20 protein-coding genes are annotated in these 23,740 nt (G+C 68.7%); 12 read left to right on the top strand and 8 right to left on the bottom strand.

What is annotated here, in order from left to right:
- Positions 1–29: 29 nt before the first annotated feature.
- The 3 genes from ACIBO2_RS45920 to ligD all read left to right on the top strand — a co-directional run bounded on the left by ACIBO2_RS45920 (position 30) and on the right by ligD (position 8,732).
- On the top strand, positions 30–7,103 hold the full coding sequence (locus ACIBO2_RS45920; RefSeq protein ID WP_397304313.1) for a polymorphic toxin-type HINT domain-containing protein: 7,074 nt from the start codon (positions 30–32) through the stop codon (positions 7,101–7,103).
- Positions 7,100–7,486, top strand: coding sequence for a hypothetical protein (locus tag ACIBO2_RS45925; RefSeq protein ID WP_358549015.1), 387 nt, complete (start codon positions 7,100–7,102; stop codon positions 7,484–7,486). Before ACIBO2_RS45920 ends, ACIBO2_RS45925 begins: the two co-directional genes overlap by 4 nt.
- A gap of 238 nt (positions 7,487–7,724) precedes the next feature.
- Positions 7,725–8,732, top strand: coding sequence for a non-homologous end-joining DNA ligase (gene ligD, locus ACIBO2_RS45930; RefSeq protein ID WP_358549012.1), 1,008 nt, complete (start codon positions 7,725–7,727; stop codon positions 8,730–8,732).
- 46 nt (positions 8,733–8,778) lie between these two features.
- Here ligD and ACIBO2_RS45935 read toward each other — a convergent pair whose 3' ends face one another.
- Complete coding sequence (locus ACIBO2_RS45935) at positions 8,779–9,630, bottom strand: alpha/beta hydrolase (protein WP_358549009.1); 852 nt, start codon at positions 9,628–9,630, stop codon at positions 8,779–8,781.
- Complete coding sequence (locus tag ACIBO2_RS45940; RefSeq protein WP_397304314.1) at positions 9,605–10,093, bottom strand: hypothetical protein; 489 nt, start codon at positions 10,091–10,093, stop codon at positions 9,605–9,607. The genes ACIBO2_RS45935 and ACIBO2_RS45940 overlap by 26 nt, the downstream gene beginning before the upstream one ends.
- Before the next feature lie 311 nt (positions 10,094–10,404).
- Here ACIBO2_RS45940 and ACIBO2_RS45945 point away from each other — a divergent pair, with 311 nt between their 5' ends.
- Complete coding sequence (locus ACIBO2_RS45945; RefSeq protein WP_397304315.1) at positions 10,405–10,902, top strand: hypothetical protein; 498 nt, start codon at positions 10,405–10,407, stop codon at positions 10,900–10,902.
- Between the two features lie 77 nt (positions 10,903–10,979).
- Complete coding sequence (locus tag ACIBO2_RS45950) at positions 10,980–11,654, top strand: class F sortase (protein WP_357941029.1); 675 nt, start codon at positions 10,980–10,982, stop codon at positions 11,652–11,654.
- Here ACIBO2_RS45950 and ACIBO2_RS45955 read toward each other — a convergent pair.
- A complete protein-coding gene (locus ACIBO2_RS45955; RefSeq protein ID WP_397304316.1) occupies positions 11,651–13,756 on the bottom strand; it encodes an acyl-CoA dehydrogenase in 2,106 nt (701 codons plus the stop codon). The two genes, ACIBO2_RS45950 and ACIBO2_RS45955, sit on opposite strands and share 4 nt — an antisense overlap.
- Positions 13,757–13,973: 217 nt before the next feature.
- On the opposite strand from ACIBO2_RS45955, the gene ACIBO2_RS45960 reads away from it, so the two are divergent.
- Genes ACIBO2_RS45960 through ACIBO2_RS45975 form a run of 4 tightly spaced genes read left to right on the top strand, consistent with a single transcriptional unit; the run spans position 13,974 to position 16,123 of the window.
- Positions 13,974–14,453, top strand: coding sequence for a hypothetical protein (locus ACIBO2_RS45960; protein WP_397304317.1), 480 nt, complete (start codon positions 13,974–13,976; stop codon positions 14,451–14,453).
- A 46-nt stretch (positions 14,454–14,499) separates the two neighbouring features.
- Positions 14,500–15,165, top strand: a complete 666-nt coding sequence (gene nthB, locus ACIBO2_RS45965) for a nitrile hydratase subunit beta (protein ID WP_397304318.1) — start codon at positions 14,500–14,502, stop codon at positions 15,163–15,165.
- Entirely contained in the window at positions 15,162–15,785 is a 624-nt protein-coding gene (gene nthA, locus ACIBO2_RS45970; RefSeq protein WP_397304319.1) for a nitrile hydratase subunit alpha, read from the top strand. Before nthB ends, nthA begins: the two co-directional genes overlap by 4 nt.
- Positions 15,782–16,123 carry a nitrile hydratase accessory protein gene (locus ACIBO2_RS45975; protein WP_397304320.1) on the top strand — a complete coding sequence of 114 codons (342 nt, stop codon included), beginning with the start codon at positions 15,782–15,784 and terminating at the stop codon, positions 16,121–16,123. Before nthA ends, ACIBO2_RS45975 begins: the two co-directional genes overlap by 4 nt.
- On the opposite strand, the gene ACIBO2_RS45980 is transcribed toward ACIBO2_RS45975, so the two are convergent.
- Positions 16,124–16,294, bottom strand: coding sequence for a hypothetical protein (locus ACIBO2_RS45980; RefSeq protein ID WP_397304321.1), 171 nt, complete (start codon positions 16,292–16,294; stop codon positions 16,124–16,126). It lies immediately after the preceding gene.
- A gap of 470 nt (positions 16,295–16,764) precedes the next feature.
- Positions 16,765–18,021 carry a helix-turn-helix transcriptional regulator gene (locus ACIBO2_RS45985; RefSeq protein WP_358548988.1) on the bottom strand — a complete coding sequence of 419 codons (1,257 nt, stop codon included), beginning with the start codon at positions 18,019–18,021 and terminating at the stop codon, positions 16,765–16,767.
- Between the two features lie 234 nt (positions 18,022–18,255).
- Between ACIBO2_RS45985 and ACIBO2_RS45990 the strand changes: the two genes are divergently transcribed.
- Complete coding sequence (locus tag ACIBO2_RS45990) at positions 18,256–18,663, top strand: hypothetical protein (protein ID WP_397304323.1); 408 nt, start codon at positions 18,256–18,258, stop codon at positions 18,661–18,663.
- 18 nt (positions 18,664–18,681) lie between these two features.
- Here ACIBO2_RS45990 and ACIBO2_RS45995 read toward each other — a convergent pair whose 3' ends face one another.
- Positions 18,682–19,470 carry a lysostaphin resistance A-like protein gene (locus tag ACIBO2_RS45995; RefSeq protein WP_397304324.1) on the bottom strand — a complete coding sequence of 263 codons (789 nt, stop codon included), beginning with the start codon at positions 19,468–19,470 and terminating at the stop codon, positions 18,682–18,684.
- A 127-nt stretch (positions 19,471–19,597) separates the two neighbouring features.
- On the opposite strand from ACIBO2_RS45995, the gene ACIBO2_RS46000 reads away from it, so the two are divergent.
- Both ACIBO2_RS46000 and ACIBO2_RS46005 read left to right on the top strand, forming a co-directional pair.
- Positions 19,598–20,737: a sensor histidine kinase gene (locus tag ACIBO2_RS46000; protein ID WP_397304403.1), complete on the top strand. Its 1,140-nt coding sequence runs from the start codon at positions 19,598–19,600 to the stop codon at positions 20,735–20,737.
- Positions 20,734–21,366, top strand: coding sequence for a response regulator (locus ACIBO2_RS46005; RefSeq protein WP_397304326.1), 633 nt, complete (start codon positions 20,734–20,736; stop codon positions 21,364–21,366). Before ACIBO2_RS46000 ends, ACIBO2_RS46005 begins: the two co-directional genes overlap by 4 nt.
- A gap of 9 nt (positions 21,367–21,375) precedes the next feature.
- On the opposite strand, the gene ACIBO2_RS46010 is transcribed toward ACIBO2_RS46005, so the two are convergent.
- Together ACIBO2_RS46010 and ACIBO2_RS46015 are read right to left on the bottom strand one after the other, a co-directional pair.
- On the bottom strand, positions 21,376–22,254 hold the full coding sequence (locus ACIBO2_RS46010) for a tetratricopeptide repeat protein (RefSeq protein WP_397304327.1): 879 nt from the start codon (positions 22,252–22,254) through the stop codon (positions 21,376–21,378).
- 17 nt (positions 22,255–22,271) lie between these two features.
- Positions 22,272–23,711 carry an aldehyde dehydrogenase family protein gene (locus ACIBO2_RS46015; RefSeq protein WP_358548976.1) on the bottom strand — a complete coding sequence of 480 codons (1,440 nt, stop codon included), beginning with the start codon at positions 23,709–23,711 and terminating at the stop codon, positions 22,272–22,274.
- Positions 23,712–23,740: the final 29 nt, after the last annotated feature.

Below are 23,740 nucleotides of genomic sequence, written 5' to 3' on the forward strand. Positions count from 1 at the left end.
CCATGCTCGCGAACCTTCGGAGGAGAGCCGTGCTCGGTTCGAGACGAGGCTTACCCCATCTCGCCGCAATCCTGGCCGTCGTGGTGCCGGCCACGTTGATCAGCCCGATCGCCGCCCAGGCGACCGGCGACCCGGGCTGGCACCAAGCCCAGGAGCAGCATGCCGTGCCCGGCCATACCGTCAAGGCACGCGGGCCCTTGACGGACCCTGGGGCCAGGTACGACCTGAAGGGGGCGCCGGCCGTGTCCTGGCCGGCGCCAGGCACGGCGATGGTGAAGCTGCCGGCGCCGGCGGACGGCACACCCCCTGGCGTCACGAACAAGGCGACACCGGACGCCGCGCGGCAGGCGACGACACCCGCGACGACACCCGCGACGACTCCCGCGACGACTCCCGCGACGACTCCCGCGACGACTCCCGCGACGGCGACCGTGCCGGGCGGTGCCGGGAGGGTGCGGGCCGGGGGACTGCCGATCTGGCTGGGCCCGGCCACGCCGCTCTCCCAGGAGAACGGCAAGGTAGCGGCCGACGTCGCCCTTCCCGAGGTCCAGGTACGGACGCTGGACGCGCCAACGGCAGGCAGGTCGCGGATCAACGGGCTCGGCATCCGGCTCACGCCCCAGAGCACGCCGTCCGCCACGGCTCGCCTGGCCGTCGAGGTGGACTATTCGGGCTTCCGGTACGCCTTCGGCGGCGACTGGGGCTCGCGGTTACGCCTGGTCAAGCTGCCGGTATGCGCGGCCACCACGCCAGAACGGCCCGAGTGTCAGACGCGTACACCGCTCCCCACACGCAACGACGTCAAGACGGGCCGGCTGGCCGCCGACGTCGCCCTGGCGGCGGGCGCGACCACTGTGGCGGCCGAGGCCGCGCCGTCCGGTCCGGCGGGCAGCTACGAGGCGACGTCCCTGTCGCCGTCGGCGACCTGGAGCGTGAGCAACCAGAGTGGCGCGTTCTCCTGGTCCTACCCCCTGCGCCTGCCGCCGACCCCGGGCGGGCCGACGCCCAATATCGGGTTCGCGTACTCCTCGGGGAGCATCGACGGCCGGACGGTCGCCACCAACAACCAGGCGTCCTGGATCGGCGAAGGTTTCGACTACTGGCCCGGTTTCATCGAGCGCCGCTACAAGGCGTGCGCCGACGATGGCGTGACGCCCAAACGCAACGACCAGTGCTGGGGCAACTTCAACGCCACTTTGTCCCTGAACGGCCAGGCGACCGAGCTGGTCCTAGACGACGCGACCAATACCTGGCAGCCGAAGGAGGACGACGGCTCCAAGGTCGAGAAGCTGTCGGGCGCCGACAACGGTGACAACGACGGTGAGTACTGGCGGGTCACCACTCCCGACGGCACGCAGTACTACTTCGGCCAGAACCACCTACCCGGCTGGTCGAGCGGCAAGGCGGAGACCCGGTCGACGTGGACGGTCCCGGTGTTCGGCGACGACGACGGCGAGCCCTGCCACAAGGACTCCTTCTCCGACTCCTGGTGCCGGCAGGCGTGGCGGTGGAACCTCGACTACGTCGTGGACCCGCATGGCACGGTCAGCACCTTCTGGTACGGCCAGGAAGGCAACTACTACCGCCGCGACGTCACCACCCTGACCGACGGCGTCCCGAACGGCACCCCCACCTCCTATGACCGGGGCGGCTACCTCAAGCGCATCGACTACGGGCAGCGCTCGGACGCGATCTTCTCCTCCTCGGCCCCGGCCCAGGTCGCCTTCGACGTCAAGGAGCGGTGCATTCCGACGTCGTCCTTCGACTGCGCGGCCGACAAGTTCACCAAGGACAACGCCAAGTACTGGCCGGATGTCCCCTATGACCAGAACTGCGACTCCGGTGAGAAGTGCATCGACAAGTACTCGCCGACCTTCTGGACGCGCAAGCGGCTGGCCGCCGTCACCACGCGGGTGCTGTCGGGCGGCTCGTACAAGGACGTCGACACCTGGACCCTCGACCAGCAGATGCGCGCGCCCGGCGACGGCACGGCGGCGGCGCTGTGGCTGGCCGGGATCCAGCACACCGGGAAGTTCGGCGGCACGGCGTCCCTGCCGCCGGTGAAGTTCGCCGGTGTGCAGCGGCCCAACCGGGTCGACGCCCTGGAGGGACGGCCGCCGCTGACCAAGTGGCGCATCTCCGCCATCGACAACGAGACCGGCGGCGCCCTGTCCATCACCTACTCCGACGAGGACTGCAAGGCCGGGAACACCCCCGAGCCGGACGCCAACACCCGCCGCTGCTACCCGCAGTACTGGTCCCCGGAAGGCGCCACCTCGCCGAAGATCGACTGGTTCCACAAGTACGTGGTCACCCAGGTCCAGCAGATCGACCGGACCGGCGGCGCGCCCGACGTGCTGGAGACCTACGAATACCTCGGCGGCGGCGCCTGGCATCACGATGACGACGACGGGCTGACCAAGGAGAAGTACAAGACCTGGTCGCAGTGGCGCGGCTACGGCAAGGTGCGGGTGCTGCGCGGTGCCCCAGGGGAGCAGCGGTCCAAGGCCGAGTTCACCTACTTCCGCGGCATGGACGGCGACGAACTGTCCGGCGGCGGCACCCGCGACGTCAAGGTCACCGACTCCGAGGGCACCGCCGTCGACGACGCCGAGCCGCTGCAGGGCCAGGTCCGCGAGGAGATCCGCTACGACGGTCCGGCCGGGGCCGCCATGACGGGCACGATCAGCGGCTACTGGACCAAGCAGACGGCCAAGCGGGTCCGTTCCTGGGGTACCACCACGGCGACCATGGTGCGGGGAGACAAGGTACGTTCCCGCACCGCGCTGGCCGCCGGCGGGTGGCGGCGCACCACGACCGACACCGACTTCAACGCCGACGGCCTGCCCACCCAGGTCAGCGATCTCGGCGACGACGCCACCGCCGACGACGACAGCTGCGTGCGTACCACTTACGCCCGCGACGCCGCCCGATGGCTGCTCTCCTACGCCACCCGCGTGGAGACGGTGACCAAGGCGTGCGCCGCTACGCCCGACCGTCCCGACGACGTGGTCTCCGACGTGCGCAGGTACTACGACGGCAAGGCGTACGGCGTGGCCCCGTCCAAGGGCGACGTGACCAGGACCGAGAAGCTCGGCTCATGGAACGGCGGCCCGCAGTACGTCACCGCCGGCTCCACCACCTTCGACCTCTACGGCCGGCCGCTGGTGGTCACCGATCCCAACGGCACCACGACCAAGACCTCCTACACCCCGGGCACCGGGCTGGTCACCGCCAAGCAGGAGACCAACGCGCTCGGCCACGTCACCACGACCGAGATCGAGCCGGCCCTGGGACTGGCCACCGCGACCAGCGACGCCAACGGAAGGCGCGCCGAGCTGGTCTACGACCCGCTCGGCCGGTTGACCGGCGTCTGGCTGCCCGGCCACGCGAAGGCGACGTACCCGTCGGCCCCGAACATGAAGTTCGGTTACCAGATCCGCACCGACGGGCCGACCACTGTCTCGACCTCGACGCTGCGTGACGACGGCACCACTTACACCACCGGCTACGCGCTCTATGACGGTCTGCTGCGCGCCCGTCAGACCCAGCAACCGGCCCCCGGTGGTGGCCGGATCGTGGGCGACACCCTGTACGACACCCGCGGGCTGGTCTACAAGACCAATGAGGACTACTACACCGAAGGGTCGGCGGGCAGCACGCTGTGGGTCCCGGCCAGCGACGACGACGTCCCCGGCCAGAACGTCACCGTCTACGACGGCATGGAGTGGGCCACCGCGCAGATCTTCCGCAAGCGCGGCAGCGAGCAGTGGCGCACCACCACGATCTATGGCGGCGACCGCATCAGCGTCGATCCGCCCGCCGGCTCCACCCCCACGACCAAGATCGTCAACGCGCAGGGCGAGACCACCGAGGTCCGGCAGTACAAGGGCGACGGCCCGACCGGCGACTACGACGCCACCAAGTACACCTACACGCGCGCCGGGCAGCCCGCCACCATCACCGACACGGCGGGCAACGCCTGGACCTACCACTACGACTTGCGCGGCCGCATGACCCAGGTCGACGATCCCGACAAGGGCCCCGCGAAGCTCACCTACGACGACAAGAGCGACCTGCTCAAGACGGTCACCGACGCGCGCGGCTCCAGCCTGTTCTTCACCTATGACGCCCTCGGCCGCAAGACCGCCGAGTACGCGGGCACCTCCGCCGCCGGCACCAAGCTCGCCGAGTGGACGTTCGACACGCTGCCCGACGGCACCTCGGTCAAGGGCCAGCCGATCTCCGCCACCCGCTACGTCAAGAACGCCACCACCGGCGCGCTGGACGCCTACACCAGCGCCGTGACCGGCTACGACAACGCCTACCGGCCCACCGGCACCCAGACCGTGATCCCGGCCGCCGAGGGCGGGCTGGCCGGCACGTACAAGACCACGACCGACTACAACTCCGACGGCACCGTCCACCGCGCCGTGCTGCCCGCCGCCGGGGGCCTGCTCGGCGAGACGATGCTGTACGGCTACGACGACCTCGGCAACCCGACCACCATGCGCGGCCTGACCAACTACGTCACCTCGACGACGTACGGCAAGCTCGGCCAGGTCCTCGACATGACGATGAGCACGGGGCTGAAGCGGGTCAAGCAGACCAACTTCTACGAGGAGGGCACCAACCGGCTCACCCGCTCCCTCTATGAGAGAGAAACCGCACCCATCTCCGTCGCGGACACCAACTACACCTACGATCCATCGGGCAACATCACCAAGATCGCCGACACACCGTCCGGACAGACGCCCGACGTGCAGTGCTTCCAGCAGGACTACCTGCAGCGTCTGACCGACGCCTGGACGTCGACCAACGACTGCGCCACCGGACCCTCCCAGGGCATCGTCGGCGGACCGGCGCCGTACTGGCAGTCCTTCAAGTACGACATCGTCAGCAACCGTACTCAGGAGGTCGACCACCAGGCGACGGGCGACCTCACCAAGACCTACACCTACGCGGGCGCCGGCAAGCCGCAGCCGCACACGCTGACCTCCGTCGCCTACAAGGGCGGCACGCGTGACGGCGAGATCGACACCTATACCTATGACAAGGCCGGCAACACCACCGAACGCGGTTCCGGACGCCTGCTGGAGTGGGACGTCGAGGGCCACCTGGCGAAGTCGACCGACCCCTCCGGCGTCAGCACGTACCTCTATGACGCCAACGGCGAGCGGCTGATCCGCCGCGACCCATCTTCCACCACCCTGTACGTCGCCGGCATGGAGATCCGGCTCGACAGCAAGACCGGCGCCAAGAGCGCGACCCGCTACTACACCTACGCCGGTGAGACCATCGCCACCCGGACCAACAAGGGTGTGACCTGGCTCGGCGCGGACCACCACGGCAGCGCGGACACCTCGATCGCCGACACCGACACCCAGATGGCGACCCGCCGCCGCTTCACCCCGTTCGGGCAGGAACGCGGCACCCCTCCGTCGTCCTGGCCGGGCCAGCAAGGCTATGTAGGCGGCATCATCGACGAGGCCACGGCGCTCACTCACCTCGGCGCCCGCGAATACGACGCCGAGACGGGCCGCTTCATCTCCGTCGACCCGCTGTTCAACGCGGGTGATCCGCAGAGCTGGAACGGTTACACCTACTCGGACAACAACCCCGTCAACATCAGCGACCCCACCGGACTGGACGGACCGCTGACCGGAGACACCAACTGCTACTACTCCGGAAAGTGCGGCGGCGGGGGCGGCGGAGGCGGGGGCGGAGGCGGCGGTGGTGGGGGTGGCGGCGGTGGCGCCTACCCGCCGCCGCCTCCTCCGAGCAACCCGCCCCACTGCGGCCGCTGGAGCTTCGGCTGCAAGGCGAAGAACTTCTGGAACCAGCACAAGGCCACCATCGTCAACGTCACGGTCGCGATCGTCGTCACGGCCGGATGCGAGGTGGCCACGGGAGGCGTCGGCAGCATCGGCTGCGCCGCCGCCGGAGGAGCGGCCGGCAACCTGGCGGGCTACCTGGTCTCGACGCCCCGTGACGAGTGGAGCGCCGGAGGCGCGGTCAAGGCCGCCACGGTCGGAGCCGTCACGGGCGCGGTAGGCGGCGCGGTCGGCAAGGGAGTGGGCGCGGCACTCGGCAAGCTCGCCACCACGGCGACGGGCAGGACCGTCGCGGGGGCGGTGGGCAAGGCGGCAGGAAAGGCCAAGGCCGCCCTGGGACGTGGCGGCGGCGCGGCGGCGGAGGACGCCGGAGCGGCAGGCGGCGCCGCGGGACGCACCGCCGGCAAGGCGGCAGGCAGACCCAAGGCGTCCTCTGGAGGCCGCCCGAGCTGCAACAGCTTCATCGCCGGCACCATGGTCAAGCTCGCCGACGGCACGTCCAAGGCGATAGAGAAGATCAAGCCCGGTGACAAGGTCCTCGCCACCGACCCGATCACGGGCAAGACCGCACCGAAACCGGTTCTCGCCGCCTTCTCGGGCGTCGGCTACCTCAGCCTGATCCAGATCACGGTCGACACCGACGGCAAGAAGGGCGACGCCACCGGCGTCATCCTCGCCACCGAACACCACTTGTTCTGGGACACCAAGGACCGCGCCTGGGTCCGCGCGGACCAGCTCACCAAGGCCGACCACCTCCGCACTCCCAACGGCACGGCCGTGTCCGTCGTCGGCACCAACCGGCAGCAGCGCCACCCCACCGTGTTCGACCTCACCGTCGCAGACGTTCACGCCTACTATGTAGTCGCCGGGGAAGCCCCAGTCCTGGTTCACAATACGAGCGGATGCTTCACATTCCGGAGCCCCAATCCGAATCACCCGCCCAACCAGGCGGCGATGCAGGCAATGCGGAAGCAGCCGATCGACGACTGTGCCGTGGACTGCTCTGACATCGCACAAAATCTTCTCGAGGCCGCAGGTGGTAACGGCAAGATAGTCGCGTTCCGCGGGCCGGGTGAAACGCTGGTTACGCCGGAGGGCAATGGCACGGTCGAATACACCTTCCATCATGTCTACACTGACGGGAAGTATGCCTATGACCCCCGGCTCAGCGCTGAGGCGATTCCATGGGGTGACTATATGAAAACCATGAAGTCGCTCAATCCAGGTCTCAGGTACGGTCCGCCAGGGTTCGACGGGCCTTTCTCATGATCGACTCCACGGATGTGCTCGACGCCTTGAGGGCACACGGGACCGTGCAATGGGCAAGAATTTCCATCGGACGCGATCCACTGGACTCGCTCGTGCGGGTGCCGATGATCTCGTGGCGTTATGCTGACCGCCGGGATTTCCTGCGGGAGAGGATCCTGCTGGCCGTCGGCTCATTCACGGGAAACGTTGAATGGCGGGCGGAGCTGTCCGGCAAGAATTGGGTGCTGTTGCCAGAGCGGCTGGATCGGGAATTCAAGCGGGCCCCGGCGGGATACACGGGCGTCTTGTCGGATCTCAAGCACTCCGATCAAACCTTTTGCCTCCGCGCGACAGAGGACCTCGAGATTCTGCTGGACAAGATCAAAAGGATCGAGAGTGCCTGATCGGCTTCCAGGGTGGCGGAGGTTTCTGGGAACCGGTGGCCCCGGCTCGGCCGTTCCACGCGGGCGGTCGTGCCGTCACGTCACGGTGCCTGGCCACCTCCACCGGAGGAGCGTTTCCCTGGACAGGCGCGGGCCCCGTGCGGTGGGTGGGGCTCACCGTGCCTGCCGTACAAGATCGTCAAGAGAATGAGGTACGGCGCGCAGGCGATCTCCACCGGAGGCGCGTTAGGTTGGGGGCATGGCGTCACCGTTTGTTGAGATTGAGGTGGGGGAGCGGACCGTTAAGGTCACAAATCCCGACAAGGTGTATTTCCCGGAGATCGGGGCGACCAAGCGCGAGCTGGTCGAGTACTACGTGAGCGTCGGCGACGGCGCGTTGCGGTCGCTCAAGGATCGGCCGACCAACCTGAAGCGTCACCCCGACGGCGTGCACAGTCCGGCGATCTACCAGAAGCGGATGCCGCCCAAGCATCCCGACTGGCTCGAGACCGTGACCGTCACGTTCCCCAGCGGGCGCAAGGCCGACTCCCTGCGCGTCACCGAGGTGGCCGCCATCGCCTACTGCGCCAACCTCGGCACCATCGACTTCCACCCCTGGCAGGTGCGCGCCGCCGACACCGAGCATCCCGACGAGCTGCGCATCGACCTCGATCCGCAGCCCGGCCTGGAGTTCGACGCCGCGCGGAAGGCCGCGTTCCTGACCCGCGAGGTGCTGGACGAGCTGGGGATGACCGGGTTCGTGAAGACCTCGGGCAATCGCGGCGTGCACATCGCCGTGCGGATCGAGCCGCGCTGGGACTTCGTCCAGGTGCGGTACGCGGGCATCGCCCTGGCCAGAGCCATCGAGGCGCGGGACCCCGGCCTGGTCACGACCGCCTGGTGGAAGGAGGAACGCGGCGAACGGGTCTTCATCGACTTCAACCAGAACGCCCGCGACCGCACCATAGCCAGCGCCTACTCCGTCAGGGCCAGACCGGACGCCACCGTCTCCACCCCGCTCACCTGGGACGAGCTGGCGGACGCCGACCCGCGCGACTTCGACATCCGTACGGTCCCGGCCCGCTTCGCCAAACTGGGGGACGTCCACGCCGCCATCGACGACCAGGCGTACTCGATCGAGGCCCTGCTCGACCGCTACGAAAGCGACGAACGCGGCGACATGCCCTATCCCCCCAACTACCCGAAGATGCCCGGCGAGCCCAAGCGGGTGCAGCCGAGCAAGGCCAGGGACAGCGAGCAAGACTGATCTGTCGACGCCCCCGAGACGGCGGCCTTCCCGGAGTCCTGCGGATTCACGCTCGCGGCGCGCTGCCTGGACTATCGGCCGTGAGGAAATCTGTCACGAGCGCGGCGACCGCCTTCGGCTGCTCGGCGAGCATATTGTGGCTGGCATCCAGCTCTTTGACCTGAATATTGGACGGCACGTCGGCGAGGTCCCGGCGCACCCCTCTTCTGAAGGCTTCCATCAATTCCCCGCCCGACAGCCCCGGCGGGTCCTGGGTCGGGATCACCACCAGCGCGGCACAGGTGACCTGACGCAGCAGCGGAATCGTGTCGCGGAACTCCGGCGTGTATCGCACCGCTTCGAGGAGTGCCGCGCTGGGCCGGGCGTAGGTTTTCCCGTCCTTCTCGGTGAGAGCCCTCGTAGGGAACATCGCCTGGAACTCGGCGGACAGCGGTTGGCCCATGTTCGCGGCCTGCGCGTCGAACATGGCCTTGAGTTTCGCCAGTTCCTGGTCCCTCGCGGCCGGATCCATCCCTGGATAGTTGCCGGGGTCGTTCTCGGCGGATCGCAGTCCGTCCAGGTTGACGATGCCCGGGCAGCCGGGATGGCGCCGGGCCCAAAGTACGGCGAGCATTCCGCCCAGCGAGTGCCCGACTATCGCCGGGTTGCCGAGGTCGAAACGCCGCACCACGGCCTCGATGTCGTCCAGAACTCTTTCCCACTCCCACGGCCCATCGCCGGACAGGCCGTGGCCCCGCAGATCCATGGCCACGGCCCGGTGGTCTCCAAGTTCCAGCGCGTCCCAGGCTTCCAGGGTGCCGCCGAGCCCGTGGAGAAGAAGCACGGGTTCGCCGTCCCCGCCTAAGTCCCGCGCGGCGAGGGGTATTTCGTGTTCAGTGATGGTCACGTCGTGCGGCATAACGCTCCTGAGGTTGGTTCAGTCGTTCGTGTATGGATTCTGTGGTCACCCCGCCGTCGGGATGCCGGTCGAGCTTCGCGCGTTTGACGAGGTCGTGAACGCCCTGCCGGGTGATGCCCAGCATCGCCCCCGCCGTGGCGAACGGCACCGCGGTCTTGCCCGGGTGGCCCACACGTCTGGCCACCGTCCGGCCGAAGGCCGTGCGCCACCACTCGTCGGGTGGATCGAACGGACCGTCTCCGGGAAAGACCGCCGCGATCAGCCGCGCTGCCGTATGAACCGCGAGCCGGTCGTCGGGTCCCAGCAACTGCGCGGCCCAAACCTCGGCCTCGATCCGCAATCGACCCCTGACCGGACCCACCTGTTCGTCCGAGCCGAACAGGATCTCCAACGGATCGACGATCCGCCGGTCGATCAGTCTGACCAGCTCACCAGCCAACGCGACGTGCTCGTCCGTACTCACTTGACGCACGATAGCAAGTACTTGCTATCGTGCGTCAAGTACCAATCGCGAAGCCGCTTCCGCTCACTGATCCGGCGGATATGAGTTGGCTCCTGTCCGCAGGAGGTCGGGTATGTGCGCGGTGGGTGCGGTCGTGGTCCCGTTCGGGCTGTGGTCACTGCGTGTAGGTCGCTCCTGCGGTTTTCTGGGAGCGGGAAAACGCAGAGTAAGTGACTGATTTCACTTCGGTCACATTACTTGACTCTTGGTCTAATAATTCGCGAGGCTCTCTTTCTATCTCGGGGCGTGACAACCGATTCGGGAGCCTTGTTATGACAAGAGCGCGACGTCTCGCAGCCGCCGGAGCCTTGGCGGCCTTCGTGGTCGGGGGCGTGAGCATGGTGGCGGGCATCGGAACCGCTTCGGCCACCACGCGGGACGAGCCGAACGCGGGTGCCACCTGCCTGCTGCCCATCCTGCCGTGCGAGGTCCAGCCGTCGCTCGCGGTGCCCGACCTGCCCATCCCCAACCCGCTCGACAGCTGGTCCAGCGCGCCCGCGACGGACGACTCGTGGTCGCCGCCGCCCGATGAGCCGGCTCCCTCGAAGGAGCCCGACCGGCCGTGGAAGCCGGCCGACGAAGAAGAGCACCGGATGCCGCAGGGCCATCCCGAGACGGGCGGTGGCGGGCTGGTGCCTGAGCCGCCAGTGTGGCCGTTCGCGGCGGGCGGCGTCGCGCTGCTGGCCGGGGCCGGGCTGACCGGGTTCGCCGTGCGGCGCGGCAAGGGCGACACGGACGCGGAGGAGATCGCGCACGCCCCCCAGCGCTGAAGCGGCCGGTGCAGAGGATGGCGCGGGCGGCCCAACGCTGAAGCGGCCGATGGCATGGGAAACGGGGCGGTGAGACGGTGGCTGGCTCGAAGCTGATCTGGGCCGGGGCGGGTGTGGTGTCGCTGGCCGGGGTGCTGCTGATCGGGTTCGGGATCAACGGCATGCTCGGCGACGGCGCGTCCGAGCCCGTGGCGGCCGCCGGACCCCAGGTGCCCCACGCACTCAAGGCCACGAGCCTGCCGTCCCTGAACGTGCCGCTCGACAAGGTCGCCAAGCCGATGAAGGCCGCGCGGCCCACGGCCGTCTACATCCCCTCGATCGGCGTGTCGGCGCCGCTGATGGAGCTCGGCCTCGACGCGGCCGGGGCGATCCAGAACCCGCCCTTCGACCCGCCGAACCTCGCCGGCTGGTACCGCTACGGCGCCGTCCCCGGCGGGCGCGGCGCCGCCGTGATCACCGGCCATCTCGACACGAAGAGCGGCCCGGCCGTGTTCGCCAGACTCAAGAACGTCAAACGCGGCGAGCAGGTACAGGTGCTGCGGGCCGACCGGTCCGTCGCCGTGTTCGTGGTGGACCGGGTCGAGCACACGCCGAAGAAGAGCTTCCCCACCAAGAAGGTGTACGGGAAGATCGACTATCCGGGGCTGCGGCTGGTGACCTGCGGGGGGACCTTTGACCGGCAGGCCCACAGCTACCGGGACAACACCATCGTGTTCGCCCACCTCGCGGCGCCGTACCATCTCAAGAGCTAAGGGTCGCGGGGCAGGCCGAGGGCGCGTTCGGCGATGATGTTCAGCTGGACCTCGGCGGTGCCGCCGCCGATGGTGAACGCCCTGGTGGTCAGGATCGTCCGTGACCAGCGGGTGTTCGACGGGTCGAGTGACCAGCAGTATTCGGAGACGGCCTGGGCGTGCCGCATGCCGAGGAGTTTGCGCACGCTGGGGGCCGTACCCGGGTCGGTGCCCGAGAGCTGGGAGAGCGTCACGCGCAGGCCGAGCGCCGAGATGGCCTGACCCTCCGCCCAGAGGCGGCCGGCCTGTTCGCGCTGGGACTGCCGCAGGTCGGGCAGCTTGCCGACGAGTTCGATCATGTCGGTGTGCTGGGAGCCGGGGCCCCAGGAGTCGCCGAGCGCGACCCGTTCGTGCGAGAGCGTGTCGCGGGCCACCCGCCAGCCGCCGTCGACCTCGCCGATCACCAGGTCATCGGGTACGAACACGTCGTCCAGGAACACCTCGTTGAAGATCTCCTCGCCGTTGATCTCCTTGAGCGGCCTGATGGTGATGCCCGGCGTGGCCATCTCCACCAGGAAGTAGGTGATGCCCTGATGCTTGGGTTTCGAGGGGGAAGTCCTCGCCAGACATATCCCGAAATTTGCGTACTGGGCGAGGGATGTCCAGATCTTCTGGCCCGTCAGGGACCAGCCGCCCTCCACCCGGGTCGCCCTCGTCGACAGGCTCGCCAGGTCGGAGCCCGCGCCCGGCTCGCTGAAGAGCTGGCACCAGACGATCTCGCCGGTGAACGTCCTGGGCAGGAAGTGTTCGGCCTGCTCGCGGGTGCCGTACTTGACGATGGAGGGCACGGCCCACGCCGCTATGCCGAGGTTCGGGCGGCCGAGGTCGCGGAACTCCTGATGGATGATCACCTGCTCCAGCGGTGACGCCGCCCGGCCCCACGGCTTCGGGAGGTAGGGCATGATCCACCCCTCCCGGGCGAACCTCGCCAGCCTGGCTTCCCGCTCCAACGCCCGCAGGGACGCCGCCTCGGCCCAGATCGTGTCGCGTACCTTCGCCGCCTCCTCGGGCAGATCGGGCTCCATGCGCCGCCGCACCCCCGCGGCGGCCAGCTCGGCCACCTTCTCGGCCCACACGCCCGGATCGTTGGCCAGCATCCTGTCGGACAGAGCCCGGCGGTAGTAGCGATGCGCGTCGTGCTCGTAGGTGTAGCCGATGCCGCCGAGGACCTGGATCGCGTCGGCGGTACACCGTACGGCGGCATCGGGCCCCAGCACCGCCGCCACCCCGACCGTCAGCCGCGCCTCATCGCCGACCATCCACGGTCCGGTAGGACTCGCGGCCGATCCGCTCGTGACCCGCGTACGGCCGAGGGTCGGTGCGGCGGGGACCGCGTCGTCCAGGGCCCTGGCCGCGTCCCAGACGGCGGCGCGTGCCTGCTCCAGTGCCACCAGCGCCGCCGCCACCCGGTGCTTGACCCCCTGGAACTGCCCGATCGGCCGCCCGAACTGTTCGCGCGCCTTGGCGTACTCGGCGGCCGTCGCCACGGCCCACGCCGCCACCCCGCACGAGTCCGCGCCCAGCAGCACGGCGGCCACCTCACGCACCGGTACGACGCCGAGCGGCCGCTTCCGCATCCCGGCGAACCCCACGATCGAGCACACGGCCCGGTCGAGGTCCACACTGTCGAACGGCTCGGCGGTGACGTCCTGCCACTCGAACAGCGACCACTCCCCGTCCCCGACCGGCAGCAGGAAGACGTCGGCCTTGGAGGAGCCAAGGGCGAGCAGCGCGTCGCCGTCGGCCGTACCGTGCAGGGCGACCGCCGCGCTGAGCGACCCGTCGGCGAGGCCGCCGAGCAGGTCCTTCGGTCCCCGGGACCGCGCCAGCACCGCCGAGGCGAGCACGGTCGGCAGGTAGGCGCCGGGCACGCGCCGCTCACCGAGCACCTCCAGCGCCACGGCCAGCTCCAGCAGCCCGTAGCCCTGACCGCCGTATTCCTCGGGCAGGTGCAGCCCGAGCACACCCTGCTCGGCCAGCGCCCGGTGGCTGGTGTCCCGCTCGGCCTGCCCGCGTACGGAGGCGGCCAGCGCCCGGTGTTCCTCGGTCAGCCCGATCCCCATGCGACCGAATCTAGAAGCCCGGTGTGTCGATCTCCAGAGGTCAGAGGCAACGGATCACGCACAGTCGGCGTCGTACTACGCCGGCCGCCGCATCGGTGAACAACACCTGTGCGCGGGTACGGCTGTGGTTCGAGGGGCTCAACCGGGCGCTGACCAAACGATCACTGGCCGCCGCGCAGCAGGAAATCCACTCGGAAACAGCGTCAGGAGACGCATCATGCGCAAGATCAACATAAGCTGCCTGAGCGCGGCCGCCGGCCTGGCCGCCGCCCTCACCGCCGCCCCGCCGGCATCGGCATCGGCCCTTGGCGACAACGTGCGAGACGCTCGGGAAATCATCCAGCTGGTCGCCAAGCAGACCCAGTCCGAATCCCTCGACCTGGGCAAGAAGGGACTCAGCCTGGGTGACGAGCGCATCATCGCCGAAGACCTGTACCAGGACGGCGAGAAGGTCGGTGACCACAGCGTCGTCTGCGTCTACGTCCACATCGACCCCGGCCAGCTCCAGTGCGTGGGCACCTTCGCGCTGCCCCGCGGGCAGATCGCCGGACAAGCCCTGCTCCACCTACCCGCCGCTCCCGCGATCGACATCCCCATCACCGGCGGCGCGGGTGCCTACAGCACAGCCCACGGCTACGTCCACACCGTCCCCGCCGGAGAGACCGAAAGGCGGCTCACTTTCCACATCACCCACTGACCGCTTGGGTATATGTCCCGTTATGTAGGCATATGGGGGTGATTGCGTGGATGGGATCGCCGACATGGGGGGCACCGAGGGCTGGGGTCCCACCCATCCGCCTAGAGGCGATGAACCGGTCTTCAAGGAGCCCTGGCAGGGGAGGGCGTTCGCGCTGACGCTGCTGTCCATCCGGGTGTCCGGGCGAAACGTGGACGCCTTCCGGCATGCGCAAGAGCGCCTGGGCCGAGCCGCCTACCTCGACGACGGCTACTTCGGCCGCTGGTTCAACGCCTCGGAGCTGATGCTCACCGACAGCGCCATCCTCGCACCGGCCGCGATCGACGCCCGCGCTCGCAACCTGCGCGGCGAACACGTCGAGGAACCACCGATCCCCGAACCTGCGAAGCCCGACTACACGCCGACCGCGCCGGGCTCGCTGCGCCCGGTGGACGTCCCGCCGGCCTTCGCCGTCGGCGAGCGGGTACGCGCCAAGGACATGTCACCGCCCGGGCACACCCGGTTGCCGGCGTACGTACGCGGACATACCGGCGTTGTCGAGTTCATCCAGCCCGCCGCGCTGCTGCCGGACACCAACGCGCACTTCCTGGGCGAGAACCCGCAGCACGTCTATTCGGTGCGATTCGACTCACGGGAGTTGTGGGGCGCCGACGCCGAACCCTTCACGCTCACCGCGGAGCTGTACGAGAGCTACCTGGAGGCACTCTCATGACCATCGGCGAACGTCTCCCCGCGGCGCTGCGTACCGAGGCGCTCGAACAACTGCTCACCGAGCGGGGCCTGATCGACCCGAAGGCGATGGACGGGATCATCGCCGACTACGAGACCAACGTGGGCCCGCTCAACGGCGCCAAGGTGGTCGCCAAGGCGTGGACCGACCCGCGGTACCGGCGACGGCTGCTCGCCGATGGCACCGCGGCCATCAAGGAGCTGGGCTTCGGCGGGCCGCAGGGCGAGCACATCGTCGTCGTGGAGAACACCGCGACCACCCACAACGTGGTGGTCTGCACGTTGTGCTCGTGTTACCCGTGGCCGGTGCTCGGCCTGCCGCCGAGCTGGTACAAGGATCCGGCCTACCGGGCGCGCATCGTCAAAGAGCCGCGTACGGTGCTGTCGGAGATGGGGCTCGAACTCGCCGAGGACGTAAGGATCACCGTCCGCGACTCCACCAGCGAAGTGCGCTGGCTGGTGCTGCCCGAACGCCCGGCCGGCACCGAGCACCTGTCGGAGGAACAGCTCGTGCCGCTGGTGACCCGGGACGCGATGGTCGGCGTGGCCAAGGTCAAGGCGCCAGGCACCCCGCTGGACGTGGCCAAGGTCAAGGCGCCATGACCACCCCGCTGGACGCCGAGGGCCCGGCCGCACCGCCCCGCTCCAACGGCGAGCTGGTCTTCGTCGAGCCGTGGCAGAGCCGCGCCTTCGGCATGGCCGTCACCCTGCACGAGGCGGGCGTGTTCACCTGGCCGCAGTTCCGGGCCGCACTGATCGCCCGCATCTCAGCCTGGGAGAAGGACGAGCGCTGGAACTACTACCAGCACTGGCTGGACGCCCTGCAGGATGTGCTCGTCGGCCAAGGCACCGTGTCCGCCGAGGAGGTCATCGCCCGCGCACATACCCTGGCCCGACGCCACCCGGGCCACGACCACCTCAACGATCACGGTCACCCGTGATCATGCCCGCCTCTCCGGCCTGCCCGCGTGCGCGGCGGCGTGGCGCAGTGAGCGGCAGGCCACCACGACCCACGCGGCGACGAGTAGCGCGTAGCGGAGTGCGGCGAACCTCTTGAAGGAGGCGGACTGGCGACCGTGGCGCAGGAGGCGGACCGTCCAGGGCTCACTCATCCCGTGCCGTCGACTGCTGGGGCCCCGCTGCCGGATGTGACGTCGGCGATCACCTCGGACAGTGGATGATTCGCGCGTAGATCCGCATACCGCAAGGCCACGCGGCGAGCAGCCCGGACAGGCTCGACAGCGGGATGCCAGGCGTAAAGCACGCGCCTGCGCTGGGCGTCCCATCCCGTACGCCACCAGTAGCGTTCACCGTCGCACCAGACGACCAGGCCGACCCACACCGACACGAGAGCCATCCCGTATCCCTGATGGACGTCGGCGCGGATACCCAACCTTTCAAGCTCATCTCTGAGCTGCTCCGCGGCAGCTGGGGCATGGTGGCCGGAGCTGGAGTTCAAGGTTTCCGGGGGAGTGGCTGACATGCCACCAAGCATCACGGAGAGTTACGTGCCACTCCAGGGACGTGATGTGGCACATGGAGACCCTCCGAGCGACACCTGCCACACTTGGTGGCACTTCGATCAGGACTCGACACCCAGGAATGTCGCGATCTCGGCCTGGTCCGCACGAAGTGCCCGCGATCTGTCCTCAATGAGCTGATCCACGACACGTCGGGCGAACGACTGATACTTGAGCCAGTGCGGCACCCGAGTCCGTAGGTCGTGAAGTATCGCCCAGGACTCCGCCGCGTTCCGTGCGGAGGCGTTGGCGCTGGCGACGTCGAGCATGTAACGGTGCTTCGTGCTGCTGGACAGCCGGTTCGACAGCCGTACGGTGTTGTGGATCTCCAACGCCCGTGAATGGTCGCCACGCACCACGGCGTACTCCACAGCCTTGATCTGGATCAGCTCGGGGGAGAAGCCGGCGAAGGTCGATGCTCCTCGTGCTGCCCACAGCGGCGGAGCTTGGAGCTCTTGTTCGCTGATTCGGTGCGCACCCGCTTGCGCGAGTGTGAGCATGTCATCGGCTTCGTCGCCCTGGTTGTTCCGTACGGCTGCCGCGGAGGCCCACAGCAGTAGCCATCCCCACGTGGCGAACTCGGCCGGATTCCCGGTCGAGAAGCGAGGCTCGATCGCCTGCGCCGTCGAAAGCGCCGCACGCCGGGAGTCTTCCAAGCGCCCCTCACGGAGAAAGAGCCAGCACTCGTTGAAGACGTGCCACGCGGCCAGCAACGCGTCATCGGCCAGTTCCGCGTGCGCGATGCCTTCGGTGATCGCCTGATAAGCGAGGTCGTACTGCTGAAGTTGAATCAGTGCCTGCGCGGAGAACTGGAAGGTCTGGGACAGCAGCGTTCTGGCCGCACGTTCCGACGGTGCATCATTCGCTTCGGCCACCAAGGTCATCGCTTCCAGAAGCAGCGAAGGGATGGTCTGCACCACCGCGCGGTAATCGTCCTCGCGGTACAGCCCGTTGGCGGCGAGGAAGGACGCCCGAACGGTCTCGTACGTGACCGGCCCGTCGAGATCAGGCATGTGGACGCCTGTCAGACCGCGTATCGGCTGGAGAGTGCGCCGCAGGGCGAAAAGATCGGCGTGCACACTTTCGTCCTGGGGCGACACCGGTTCCGGCGAAGGCCGGAACAGCTCTGAGGTCCGCACGTCCAACGCCTGCGCCAGCTTGCGGAGGGTGGAAACCCGAGCGCTCTTGCGGTCGTTCTGTTCGAGCTTGCGGATCGTGGACACGCTGACGCCCGAGCGTTCTTCGAGTTCTTCCTGGGTGAATCCCTTGCTCACCCGGATGCGCGCCAAATTGTCGCCCAGCGCTGATTCGGTCGCCATATCCAGAACACCTCTGGGGGTTGTGGGGCCTTCTCTGAGAGTAGCCGCCTGGAACCGGTCTCTTGCGGCGAATCGGCGCGGGGACGCAGCGCTTTGCCAGCCTCCTCGACAGATGATCTACTTTGCCCCATGGGGTTACATCGCTCGATTCGACCATCCAGGAGGCTCTGCACAGCGAGTGCCTTGATGGTCTTGGCATGCAGTCTGATCGGCTGTAGCCCCGTTTATGAGGGCATGTACGGTGGCGGCCAGGAATGCGTAGACCGGGCGAACCGGGAGAACGCTCTGTATCTGAAGGCGGTCGGGGCCGTTCTGCCATCGGGCAAGCGTGTGAGTGTTGACGAATGGAACGGATGCGACTCCGCCAACAACGGTGCCGCACTGTCCGTTCTGGTGAGCCCGGAACTTCGACGTGATGAGCTGCGGAAGGCGTTCGTCGAGGCGGGGTGGTCGCCCGCCTGGCAGGCATGCGCTCCAAGCTGTGCGGAATTTCAGCTTGTCGACCAGGTGGGCCAGCGGCTCATCGGTATCGCCTTCGAAGAGATCACTGACACTTCTCCAAAAGGCCAGCGAGAGGGCTTGTCGGTCAGCGTGGCCGCGGCTGACTCCTGCTGGGACGACAGCGGGTACAGGTGCGGCTAGGCGACATCCGTTGCTTGATCAGCCCGATGGGTCGAGCAAGCGTCCGGAACCGCGCGCGGGACCGGACACCACGCGGCCAGCCGGGAATTTGACCACCAGGACGGCGGTCAGGACGAGAGCGGCGGTCTGAAGGGCGAGTTGCGCCCCATAGTTGATCTCTTGGGTGGGGAACGCGCCGCTGCTCAGGTAGATCGAGGTATGTACGCCCACAGCCATCCACACCGCTCCCGTTCGCGCCCGGGCCGCCCCGCACAGTAGCCCGAGCGCGGTGGCCTGCACGACAAAGAGGATCTTCTCCGCGATCCCCGAGGCGGGGCTGCTCGACAGGATGTGGATCGCGCCGAAGGACAGCGTGGTGATCGCCAGAACGGCGCGGGGCCCGAGCCGGTCGGACAGCGTGTCGTACAGATGGCCCCGGAACAGCAGCTCTTCCGGGAACGAGGCCCTCAGCATGATCAGGACGATGGCGAGAGGCAGCATGAGGGGCGACTCGATCGCCGGCGGTTGCCAGGTCGCCGCGCCCGCCCAGACGGACACGGCGTTGCCCGCGAGCAGGGGGGCCAGGCCCACCGCCATGCCGAGCAGCGCTTGGGGTAGAGCACGCCAGGTCAAGGTCATCCCGAGGCCGGACCACGGGCGATGGCTCACGAAGCGTCGATAGACGTACAACATGAGGAGCACCAGCACCGTGATCAACGGCGCCAGGGCTTGTGAGCCGTCGAACAGGACGTTGCCGATCGCGGCGACTCCGAAGATGGCCGCGAACAGCATCGCGATCGTGACAAGGACAGCACCGAGGATTCGCATGGCGGCACGCTAAAGCGCACTCGTCAGCGCGCACATCGAGCATGGGGTAGATCCGGGCATGACCGAAGTACCGTGTCGCTGGGGGGATGTCGCGGGGGTGGACAGCCGCGTAGGGTCCCCAGATGTGATGTTTCGCGACCCCGGTCGGCCTGCCCTGCTGTCGGTGGTGTTCTGGTCGGTCTTCGCGACGGTCCTGGTCGGCGGCGTCGGGGCCGCCGTGGAATCCACCACCGGATCCGCCGCCGGATGGCCGCGCCTCGGGCTCTTCGCCGCTCTGATGGCGCTGGTGGCGGCGCTCTGGCTGGTCATGCCGTGGAGCCCCGACGCGAGCCCCGTGCGCAAGCTGGCCGCCCCGGGGCTCCTGGTGGTGATCTTGTTCGTCGGTCAGTTCCTGAGCGGGTGGCACATCGCGCTGGTGTTCGTCGCGATGGTGAACCTGGCCTTCGTGTACGACATGCGCCGCGCCATCGTGATCACGGCGATCTACCTGCTCGCCGTGGGCGCGTCCATCCTGGTGCTGTTCGGCGCCACTTGGCGCGAAGCGCTCGACCAGGTCATGCCGATGACGCTGCTCGCCGTCTTCTCCCTGGCCATGACCTCCGCTCTGCTCGAGGCCGGGCGGCAGCGCGCGGCGGCGCAGCGCCTCATCGAGCGGATCAGGGAGCTGGCCGTGGCCGAGGAACGCGCCCGGATGGCCAGGGACATGCACGACTCGATCGGGCACCAGCTCACCGTGATCAAGATCAACCTGGAGAACGCCGAACGCTACCGGGAACGGCGTCCGGAACTGATCTGGGAGGAGGTGCGCCAGGCCAAGGAGATGACCGTGCGGGCGCTGGCCGAGGCGCGGCGCTGGGTGCGCGCGCTGCGCCCCCTCGCCCTGGACGGCCAGCTCGGCAGTGCCGCGCTCGGTCAGCTGGCCAGGTCATTCGAGGGCACCGGCGTCGAGGTCAGCTTCACGGTCGACGGGGCCGAACGCCGCATCGACCCCGACTCCGAGCTGGTCCTCTACCGCGTACTCCAGGAGGGACTCACCAACGCGCTGCGGCACGCCGAGGCCCGCCGGGTGCGTGCCCGCCTGAACTTCGGCGAGGATCGGGTGGTGCTGACGATCGACGATGACGGCAAGGGTACGGCGCGCGCGGCCGGGTTCGGCCTGTCCTCGCTGGCCGAGCGGGTGCGGGCCGTCGGCGGCAGCTTCCTGGCGGCCAACGCCCGCGACGGCGGGTTCGAGCTGCGGGCCGAGGTGCCGGTGGCCCGGCCATGATCCGCGTACTGCTCGTGGACGATCAGGAGCTCATGCGCCGCGGACTGCGCAAACTGCTGGAGATCGAGGACGGGATCGAGGTGGTGGGCGAGGCCGCCGACGGCCGGGAGGCATTGGCCGCCGTGCCGGGCTGCGCCCCCGACGTGGTGCTCGTCGACGCCAGGATGCCGCGGATGGACGGGGTCGAGCTGACCGCCCGGCTCGCCGCCGAGCACCCGGGCGTCGCCGCGCTGGTGCTCAGCACCTTCGAGGAGGACGCGTACATCTTCGGCGCGCTGCGCGCCGGAGCGTGCGGCTACCTGCTCAAGGACTGCTCGCCCGAGGAGCTGATCGACGGCATCCGCAAGGCGTACGAGGGCGAGACCGTGCTCGACGGACCCGTGGCCGCCCGGCTCGTGGCCGAGCTGCGTGGGCAGCCGCGCGAGCCGAGTCGCTTTCCCGGCCAGGAGCTCCTGTCGAGCCGGGAACTCGAGGTGGCCCGGATGATCGCCGTGGGTGCGACCAACCGGGAGATCGCCGCCCGGCTGTTCATCACCGAGGGGACGGTGAAGAACCACGTGTCGAGCATGCTGCGCAAACTGGGCCTACGCGACCGGACCCAACTCGCCCTGCACCTGTCCAGGTCGTAAGGGGACCTTTCAGGAGCCGCCGAACTCCAGGTCCAGTGCCCGGGTGAAGTCGGCCACCGCCTCCTCGTGCCGCTCCATCTCCTGCAGGACCTCGCCCCGCACCCGGTATGCCCAGATGTAGTCCTCGTCCAGCTCGATCGCCCGGTCCAGGTCCTTCACCGCGCCCTCGTTGTCGCCCATCTCGCTGAGCACCGCCCCACGGCTGCCCAGCGCCCGGTCGTTGTCCGGGTCGAGGTCGATGGCCCGGTTCAGGTCGGTCAGGGCCTCGTCGTAGCGGTCGACCATGCGCAGCGCCTCACCGCGCCTGCTGAACGCCCGTACGTACTCGGGCTCCACCTCCAGCGCCCGCGTGTAGTCGTCGATGGCCTCGGTGTACAGGTGCATGCGCTGGTAGAGCTCGCCTCTGGCCAGCCATGAGTACGCCAGTTCCTCGTTCAGGGCGATGATCTTCGCGTGCTCCTCCAGCGCCTCGTCCAGGCGGCCGAGATCGGCGAGGGTGTCCGCCTTCGCCTCCAGGATCCACAGCGATTCGGGCGAGAGGGTGAGCGCGTGCTCGAAGTCGGCCATGGCCTCCTCGAAGCGGCCGAGCGAGGCATACGCCTGGCCGCGCGAGCCCAGGGCGTACCCGCTGTCCGGCTCCAGCCGCAGCGCCTCGTCGAAGTCGGACAGCGCGGCCTCGTAGCGCTCGATGATCCGGTGGCTCTCACCGCGCAGCCGCCAGGCTCGGGCATTGTCCGGCACGAGCGCGATCGACTCCGTAAGATCGGCGATGGCGGCGTCGTGTCTCGACAGCGCGATGTACGACTCGGCCCGGCTGCGCAGCACCGAGGCCCGAGACTGTGCGGCAGCCTCGGAAAGCTCCGGCTTTTCGTTGATCCCCTCGCTCATGATGGGAATCTATCTAACTAAATCTGGATGATGGCCGCCTTCTCCCGGGTGTATTCGAGGACCGAGTCGTGCCCGTAGCCGCTGTCCTTCACGCCGCCGAACGGTAGCCCCGGCGGCATCTGCCGGAAGGTGTTCACCCACACCGTCCCGCTGCGCAGATCGCGGACGAACCGGTGGGCGCGGCGCAGGTCACGCGTCCACAGACCGGCCGCCAGCCCGTACGGCGAGTCGTTGGCGATCGTCAGCGCCTCCTCGTCCGTCTCGAACGGGATCGCCACCGCCACGGGCCCGAAGATCTCCTCCTGGCAGATGCGCAGCGCGTTGTCGCCGGTCGTGTAGAGGGTGGGCGCCACCCAGTAGCCGCCGGGCAGATGTGGCACCACCTCGGCGCCCGCCCGGCCGCCGAACACCAGCTCCGCGCCCTCCTTCTCGGCCACCTCCAGGTAGGAGAGGACGCGCTCGTACTGGCCGGCCGACACGATCGGGCCCATCGTGGTCGCCAGGTCGAGCGGGTCGTCCAGAATGAGGCTCTCCGCGATCTGCCGGGTACGCTCCAGCACCTCGTCCCAGACGGACCGGTGGATGAGGATCCGCGAACCGGCCACGCAGACCTGCCCGGCGTTGCCGGTGAAGATGGAGTTCACGGTGATGCCCTGGGCGGCCGCCTCCAGATCAGCATCAGGAAAGACGATATTTGGCGACTTGCCGCCTAGTTCGAAGGTCATCGGCTTGAGAGAGTCGGCGGAGGCCCGGGTGATGGCCTGACCGGTGGCCGTCGAACCGGTGAGGCTGATCTTGCCGACGCCCCGGTGCCGTACGAGGGCGTCGCCCACCTCCTCGCCCAGGCCGCTGACGATGTTCAGCACGCCGGGCGGGAACACCTCCGCCAGCAGTTCGCCCAGCCGCAGCACCGACACGCTCGCCTGCTCGGCGGGCTTGACGATGACCGTGTTGCCGGCCGCGAGGGCGAAGGCGGCCTTCGCGGAGAACGTCGAGATGGGGGAGTTCCACGGGATGATGCAGACGGCCACGCCGTACGGCTCGCGCCGCGTCAGACCGAGTGCGTCGGGCCCCAGGATGACGGTGTCGCCCTTGACCGCGTCCAGGCACTGGCCCGCGGCGAGCTGCCACAGGTGCGCCATGCCCGGCAGGTCCTTCTTGAGCGTGTCGCGCAGGATCCTGCCGTTGTCGCGCGTCTCCAGCCTGGCCAGCTCCTCGGCGTGCTGGACGAAGAGCTCGGAGACCTTGCGCAGGAAGTGCGCCCTGCCCAGCGCCGGCATGGCCGACCAGCGGGGGAACGCCTCCTGGGCGGCCGCCACGGCCGCCTCGGCGTCCTTGGGGCCGCTCGCCGGGATCCTGGTCCACACCTCGCCGGTGGCCGGGTTGACGGAGTCCATGGTCTTGCCGTCGACGGCCGGGACGAGCTTGCCGCCGATCAAGTTGCGATAGTCAGCCACGTGGCCAAGCATATGCTTGCTTGCCTCGC

This window comes from Nonomuraea sp. NPDC050022, from assembly GCF_044460705.1.
Lineage (GTDB): Bacteria > Actinomycetota > Actinomycetes > Streptosporangiales > Streptosporangiaceae > Nonomuraea.